Origin of the sequence: Polaromonas sp., assembly GCF_043778355.1 — a bacterium.
Classification (GTDB): Bacteria; Pseudomonadota; Gammaproteobacteria; order Burkholderiales; family Burkholderiaceae_C; genus Polaromonas.
Genome location: NZ_JAYWHI010000110.1, coordinates 1 through 6,352 on the forward strand (window position 1 = coordinate 1; position 6,352 = coordinate 6,352).

At 62.1% G+C, this 6,352-nt stretch carries 7 protein-coding genes and 1 pseudogene; 2 read left to right on the forward strand and 6 right to left on the reverse strand.

Features of this window, described 5'->3' with window-relative positions:
• On the forward strand, positions 1–451 hold a 451-nt coding region (locus ACH2CW_RS16305), incomplete at its 5' end, for a Bug family tripartite tricarboxylate transporter substrate binding protein (protein ID WP_395060050.1).
• Positions 452–618: 167 nt separating this feature from the next.
• Here ACH2CW_RS16305 and ACH2CW_RS16310 read toward each other — a convergent pair.
• The 4 genes and pseudogenes from ACH2CW_RS16310 to ACH2CW_RS16325 form a co-directional block, all read right to left on the reverse strand.
• On the reverse strand, positions 619–873 hold the full coding sequence (locus tag ACH2CW_RS16310; RefSeq protein WP_395060052.1) for an acyl-CoA-binding protein: 255 nt from the start codon (positions 871–873) through the stop codon (positions 619–621).
• Positions 874–913: 40 nt separating this feature from the next.
• Positions 914–1,693, reverse strand: a complete 780-nt coding sequence (locus ACH2CW_RS16315) for a type III pantothenate kinase (protein WP_395060054.1) — start codon at positions 1,691–1,693, stop codon at positions 914–916.
• Positions 1,694–1,781: 88 nt separating this feature from the next.
• On the reverse strand, positions 1,782–2,192 hold the full coding sequence (locus ACH2CW_RS16320) for a rhodanese-like domain-containing protein (protein ID WP_395060062.1): 411 nt from the start codon (positions 2,190–2,192) through the stop codon (positions 1,782–1,784).
• Positions 2,193–2,396: 204 nt separating this feature from the next.
• Positions 2,397–2,897: pseudogene (locus tag ACH2CW_RS16325) on the reverse strand (MBL fold metallo-hydrolase); the annotation flags it as partial.
• A 190-nt stretch (positions 2,898–3,087) separates the two neighbouring features.
• Here ACH2CW_RS16325 and ACH2CW_RS16330 point away from each other — a divergent pair.
• Entirely contained in the window at positions 3,088–3,948 is an 861-nt protein-coding gene (locus tag ACH2CW_RS16330; RefSeq protein WP_395060056.1) for a PPK2 family polyphosphate kinase, read from the forward strand.
• Positions 3,949–3,979: 31 nt separating this feature from the next.
• Here ACH2CW_RS16330 and ACH2CW_RS16335 read toward each other — a convergent pair whose 3' ends face one another.
• Both ACH2CW_RS16335 and ACH2CW_RS16340 read right to left on the reverse strand, forming a co-directional pair.
• Positions 3,980–4,702: an ABC transporter ATP-binding protein gene (locus ACH2CW_RS16335; RefSeq protein WP_395060058.1), complete on the reverse strand. Its 723-nt coding sequence runs from the start codon at positions 4,700–4,702 to the stop codon at positions 3,980–3,982.
• A 33-nt stretch (positions 4,703–4,735) separates the two neighbouring features.
• The coding region (locus ACH2CW_RS16340) for an ATP-binding cassette domain-containing protein (protein ID WP_395060060.1) at positions 4,736–6,352 on the reverse strand (1,617 nt) is incomplete at its 5' end.

A 6,352-nucleotide genomic window follows, 5' to 3' on the forward strand; every position in this document is an offset into this window, starting at 1 on the left:
GCTGACCAAAACCTTCATGGTGCACATTCCCTATCGCGGCACCGGCCAGGCGCTGACCGACCTGCTGGCCGGCACCGTGGACCTGACCATCACCACACCGCCGCCGCTGCTGGCGCACATCAGGTCGGGCAAGTTGCGCGCGCTGATGGTGACGGGCCGTACGCGGTTGCCAGTGCTGCCCGACGTGCCCACTGCCATCGAGCAAGGGGTGTCGCTGGTGGCGTCGTCGTGGTTTGCACTGTACGGCCCCAACGGCATGCCAGCGGGCACACAGGCGCGCATCACAGCGGCCGTCCAACAGGTGGTGGCGTCCGAAGTGTTTAAAAAACGGGCTGAGGAACAAGGCGCCAAGGCGGTGTACGTAGACCCCGCCGAGTTGGCCCGCCTGGAGGCCAATGACCGCAGCATGTGGAAGCGCGTGATCAGGCTAGCCAACATCAAGGCTGACTGACGGCGGGTTTGGGTGCTGACTTGGGGCTAAAAAACCGCGCGGTGGCCGCCTCAGGCGTCACACGGCAAAAAATCATTTTCGGGCTTTTTTATGCATTAAATCAGGCGCCAGCCCAGGTATTTACTGCCTGAGCAGCTATTTTAAATATGGCAACACCAGAATCGCGCTCAGCCCAGCTCGGCGATCAGGTCGATGTACAGCTGCTTGGCCGCGTCCTGTGAGGTGCCTTTGACTTTGGTCCAGGCGTCCCACTTTGCGCGTGCCACAGGATCACTGAAGCCGGGCTTGGGCTCGATGTTGTCACCGGTGCTGCCCTGTTTGTAGAGTGCATACAGCTTGAGCAGCGTGGCGTTGTCGGGGCGGTCGCTCAGGTTTTTAGAGTTGGCCATGGCCTTGTCGAAGGCGGCTTGCAGGTCTGACATGCGCTAATCCGTTTCAAAAAAGTTAAAGCACAATTGTCCGTCAGGCGCTGAGGGCCACCGCAAAGCGCTGGGCCGCAATTTCAAGCAGGCCGTCAAAAATCAGGCTTTCGACCAGTTCGACGTCGACCGACATGCTGGGCGCCATCTTCCAGCCCGCGCCGCCGGTCATCAGGCAGACCGGCGCCTGGGCGCAATGGCGGGCGGTGTTGTCGACCATGCGCTGAACCGCTCCGGCAATGGCGAAGGTGCCACCGCTGGTGAGCGCGTCACTGGTGTTGGTGGGAAAGTCGCACACGTCACCAGTGGGCACGTGCAGCCCGGCGGTGCCAGACTCCAGCGCGCGCAGCATGATGCCGTGGCCCGGCAGGATGATGCCGCCCAGAAACCGCCCCGTGGCGTCAATCGCCTCGACCGTGACCGCTGTGCCCACCATGACCACCACGCACGGCGCGCAAGCCCCACGGCGCAGCAACCGGTGGCGCGCGCCGATCATGGCGACCCAGCGGTCAGCACCCAAGCGGGCCGGGTGGTCGTAGCCGTTGGTGAGCCCGGCCTCGCGCGGGCTGGAGATGACCCACTGCGGCATCACATCCCACAACTCGAGCTGCTCGACGACGCGGCGCTTGATGGCGTCGCCCGCCACGATGCAACCCAGAATGTGGCTGGGCGCGGGCAGCTCTGACCATTCCACCTCGGCCAGTTTGTCGATGTTTTCCAGAAACACCGCCCCCTGACCGAGCACCACCGCTTGCGGTTCCATCGATTCATACAGCGCCCATTTCAGGCGCGTGTTGCCCACGTCAAGTGCGAGAAGTGTCATGTGACGGGATTATGAACATGTTTAAAACCTGGAAAAGTCAGCGTGCGCGCCCGTGTTTTTACACTTTTTAAGCGTCAGAGACGCCGGGTCAGTTTTGCCGCCAGGGCAGGCCATGAAAGCGCCAGCCGCCTTGGCGGCCACGGTGTGCCTGGCCGTTCGGGTCGCCCTCAAACCCTTCCAGAATGTTGTAGGCCTCAAGCCCCAGCGCCTCGGCGGCGTGGCGCGCGGCCGCTATGGAGCGCACGCCACTGCGGCACAGCAGCACGACCTTCTTGCCCGCAGGAACGGCCGCTGCCAGCGCGGTATCGAACGCCGGGTTCACGCCCATGCCAGGCCATTGCTTCCAGGCCGCGGGGACCGCGCCCGGCACAAAACCCACCCACTCGCGTTCCGCGTCGCTTCGCACATCGACCAGAACAGCTTCACCCGACAAAAACCACTGATAGGCCAGCTGCGGCGACACGTCGCCGGCATACCCTGCTGCTGGCTGCACCTGCATCAGCTGGACGGCGTCAGCGTCGTGCCGAATCCCGGACGTGAGGTTTAGCGGCAATACCTCGTGCAGCCGCTGCGGCGCGGGCAGTACCAATGCCTGCATGGTGGCAATGAACGCCTCACGTGTATTGCCCGCCACACGGGCGTTGCTGGCTTTTTCGCGTCCGATGGTGCTGTATCGCCGGCCCTGGTAGTCGTGGCCGGGCCACATCGTGGTCGACTCGGGCAGCGCGAACAGCACCTGCGTGAGGCTGGTGTAGAGCGCGTCGGCACTTCCCGACTGGAAATCGGTGCGGCCACAGCCGTTGATCAGCAGCGTGTCCCCGGTGAGCACATGGTCTTGCCACAAATAGCACATGCTCCCAGCGGTGTGGCCGGGTGTGTGCAGTGCTGTGAGGTGCTCACTGCCAAAGGTCAGCACATCGCCATGCTGCAACTGCACGGCTGCGGTGGTGATGCCGCAGCCCGCTGGCGCTGCGGTGGTGGCGCCGTCGTGTTCGGCCAACAGACCGGCACTGGTCAGGTGATCGGCGTGGGCGTGGGTTTCGATCGTCCAGCGCAATGTCAAGCCATGTTCGGCCAGCACCGACTGGTCGCGCTCGAGCTGGGTGTCCACCGGGTCGACTATCACGGCGTCACGACTGACCTTATCGAACAAAATGTAGGTGTAAGTGCTGGAGGCAGCGTCAAACAACTGGATAGGTTTCATTGAGGGTCTTCTACGGCATGGGGCGGCGCTGTGCGCACGCCGGGATGGTCAGGATGGTCAGGGCACAGGCGCAATTATGGTGCGGTGCCACGAGCAGCCCAGCGAGCACCCCGCGCACAGCAGCCAGCGGCCATGCGCACCAGGCCGCAGTCGGTCAGAATCAGGGCCAAACACGATCCTCAGGAGTTGTATGCCTTCCGTTGAACCCGATAAAAAAGCCGCTAAAAAACGCGCTGCCTGGCAGCCCACGCCTGTGACGCCTGGCAAAAAAAGCAAAGCCTGTGTGCTGGCGGACTTTGACCCGGCTGCCAAGCCGTATTCGTCGGGCGACAAGGCCGCGGACACGGCGCAGGTCGAGGCGCTGGCGCAAGACCTTGACGGTCTGCAGAACCTCTTTTATGCCGACAAGCGCTTCAAGCTGCTGGTGATTTTGCAGGGTACCGACACCTCGGGCAAGGACGGCACACTGCGCGGCGTATTCGGCCGCATGAGTGCGCTGGGCGTGCAGACCGTGGGCTGGAAGGCACCGACCGACAACGAGAAAGCGCACGATTTTTTATGGCGCATTCATCGTGAGGTGCCAGGTGCGGGCGAGGTCATGATCTTCAACCGCAGCCAGTACGAAGACGTGCTGGTGCCGGTGGTCAACGGCTGGCTAACGCCGACGCAAACCGCCCAGCGCTTTGCGCACATCAACGACTTCGAACGCATGCTGACGGAAACCGGAACGGTGATGCTCAAGTTCATGCTGCAAATCAGTTTTGACGAGCAGCGCGAGCGCCTACAAGAGCGCATTGACGACCCCGACAAGCATTGGAAGTTCGACATCAAAGATCTCGAAGCGCGCAAACAATGGACCGCGTACCAGGGGGCTTACGAAGCGCTGTTGAACGCGACCAGCACGCCCTGGGCGACCTGGACGGTGGTGCCATCGAACTCAAAAACGCACCGCAACCTGATGATTGCCACGCTGGTGAAAGACGCCCTACTGGCCTTGGGCCTGCGCTACCCGCCCGCCAACCCGGCCCTGGACGGCATCAAGATCGTTTGACACGCCGGACCGCCGAGCTAGGCAGAAGTGGTCAGTGACCGCCGCCGAGATACGCAGCCTTCACTGCCGGGTCGTCACGCAGCTTGGCAGCCTCGCCATGAACAGAAATGCGCCCGTTTTCCAGCACGTAGCCATAGTCAGCCACCTTCAGCGCTGCGGCTGCAAACTGCTCGACCAGCAGCATGGTGACGCCACGCGCTTTCAGGTCGCCGATGATGCGAAACACCTCCTCGACCAGGATGGGCGCCAGGCCCATCGACGGCTCGTCAAGCAGCACGATTTCCGGGTTCAGCATGACGGCACGCGCCATGGCGAGCATTTGCTGCTCACCGCCGGACAGCGTGCCAGCCAACTGGTTGCGCCGCTCTTTTAGGCGCGGGAACAGTTCCATCGCCTTGTCCAGATCGCCGTCCACATCGCCCTTGGGGCGGGCGCCGGTCAGACGCGGAAACGCACCCAGAATCAGGTTGTCGGTCACCGTCATGGTGGCAAACACGCGGCGGCCTTCGGGCGAATGGGCCAGCCCGAGCTTGGCGATGGTGTAGCTTTCAAGGCCATCAATACGTTTGGCGTGAAGATTGATCTCGCCTGCGGTCGGCTTGATCATGCCCGAGATGGCGCGCATAGTGGTCGTCTTGCCCGCTCCGTTGGAGCCAATCAGCGTGACGACCTTACCTTTGGGCACTTCCATCGAAATGCCGTGCAGGACCTGCACCTTGCCGTAACCGGCTTCGAGGTTTTTGATACTCAACATGGTGATTCTTTCTAAAGTGATGACTGGGCGCGCTCAGGTGGCGGTGCCACCGAGGTAAGCCTCGATCACTTTTTCATTCGCCTGCACTTCGGCGGGTTTGCCTTCAGCGATCTTCTGGCCGAAGTCGAGGACCGACACGTTGTCGCAGATGCTCATCACCACGTCCATGTGGTGCTCGATCAGGATCACGGTGATGCCGTGGTCGCGGATCTTGCGAATGATAGTGACCAACTCCTTGATGTCCGGTGCGGTCAGGCCAGCAGCCGGCTCGTCGAGCAGCAGCAGCTGAGGGTCAAGCGCCAGCGCGCGAGCGATTTCAAGCAGGCGCTGTTTGCCGTAGGGCAGGTTGCGGGCTTCCTCGCTGGCCAGATTGCCAAGACCGACGAATTCCAGCAGGCCCAGCCCACGTTCAATCGCCGCCGCCTCCTCACGCTTGTAGCGCGGCAAATGCAGGGCGACATCCACGATGTTGCTGGCAAAGGTGTGGTGCAAGCCAACCTGCACGTTTTGCAGCGCGGTCATTTCACCGAACAGCTGGACGTTCTGGAAGGTGCGGGCAATGCCCGACAACGCGATGTCAGACGACGTGCGCCCGACCACCGCACGGCCCGCAAAGTTGATGGTGCCTGCCGTGGGCTGGTAGATACCGGTCAACACGTTCATCATCGTGCTCTTGCCCGAACCGTTGGGGCCGATCAGGCCGTGAATCGTGCCGCGCTTGATGCGGATGTCCACCTGGTTGATGGCTTTCAGGCCGCCAAACTGCATCAGGATGCCTTCGCCAACCAACAGGTCTGCACCGACCGGCACGGTGGCATTCGCCGCAGCCATCACCGCATCTTTGCCGGTGGCCCTAGCGCCCAGCTGGGCGTCGGCTGCCGAAGATTTGCGAACAAACAGGGTGCGCACAAAGCCAACGATACCGTCCTGCAGGTAGTAAACCACGAACAGGATCATCAAGCCGAAGATGCTAAGGCGCCAGTCGGTGATCGACTGCAGCCAGAACGCAAACCCCGCCAGCGCCATTGTGCCAACCACCGGAATGGCCATGGCTTTGGGGGTCGTCATCTTGCGAGCAACACCAACGATGGCACCGATCAACATGCCGACCGCCAGCACCAACGCCACCACCCGGAACATTTCAAGGTCGTCCAGCAGCTTGGGCAGAATCACGATGATGGCTGCGCCCAGCAGTGCGCCCGAGCGAGTTTTGCGCCCCCCCATGATCACGGCCAGCAGGAAAAGCACGGTCAATTCGAAGTTGTAGGTGTTGGGCGAAATGTACTGCTCGGAGTAGGAGTACAGGCAACCCGCCAACCCCGCAAAGCCCGCGCTGATCACAAAGGCATAGACCTTGTAGCGGTACACCGACACACCCATGCAGTCCGACGCCACAGGGCTGCCGCGCAGCGCCTCGAACGCACGGCCCAGCTGGGACTTCAAAATGCGGTGCACCACCACCAGCGAGACCACCATGAGCGCGAACGTAAGCCAGTAGAACTCGTGCTCGCTCAGCTTGTGGCCCATCACGGAGGGCTTGGGGATGGTGATGCCGAGAGGGCCTTCGGTGAGAAAGGTCATCTCGTTGATCAAAATCTGGATGATGGTGCCGAAAGCCAGTGTGACCATGGCCAGATAAGGGCCGGTCAC

What these genes read in the sequence shown, in the direction of transcription:
- ACH2CW_RS16310 (WP_395060052.1), bottom strand. Translation starts at nt 873, where the DNA reads ATGTCAGACCTGCAAGCCGCCTTCGACAAGGCCATGGCCAACTCTAAA.
- ACH2CW_RS16315 (WP_395060054.1), bottom strand. Translation starts at nt 1,693, where the DNA reads ATGACACTTCTCGCACTTGACGTGGGCAACACGCGCCTGAAATGGGCG.
- ACH2CW_RS16320 (WP_395060062.1), bottom strand. Translation starts at nt 2,192, where the DNA reads ATGCAGGTGCAGCCAGCAGCAGGGTATGCCGGCGACGTGTCGCCGCAG.
- ACH2CW_RS16330 (WP_395060056.1), top strand. Translation starts at nt 3,088, where the DNA reads ATGCCTTCCGTTGAACCCGATAAAAAAGCCGCTAAAAAACGCGCTGCC.
- ACH2CW_RS16335 (WP_395060058.1), bottom strand. Translation starts at nt 4,702, where the DNA reads ATGTTGAGTATCAAAAACCTCGAAGCCGGTTACGGCAAGGTGCAGGTC.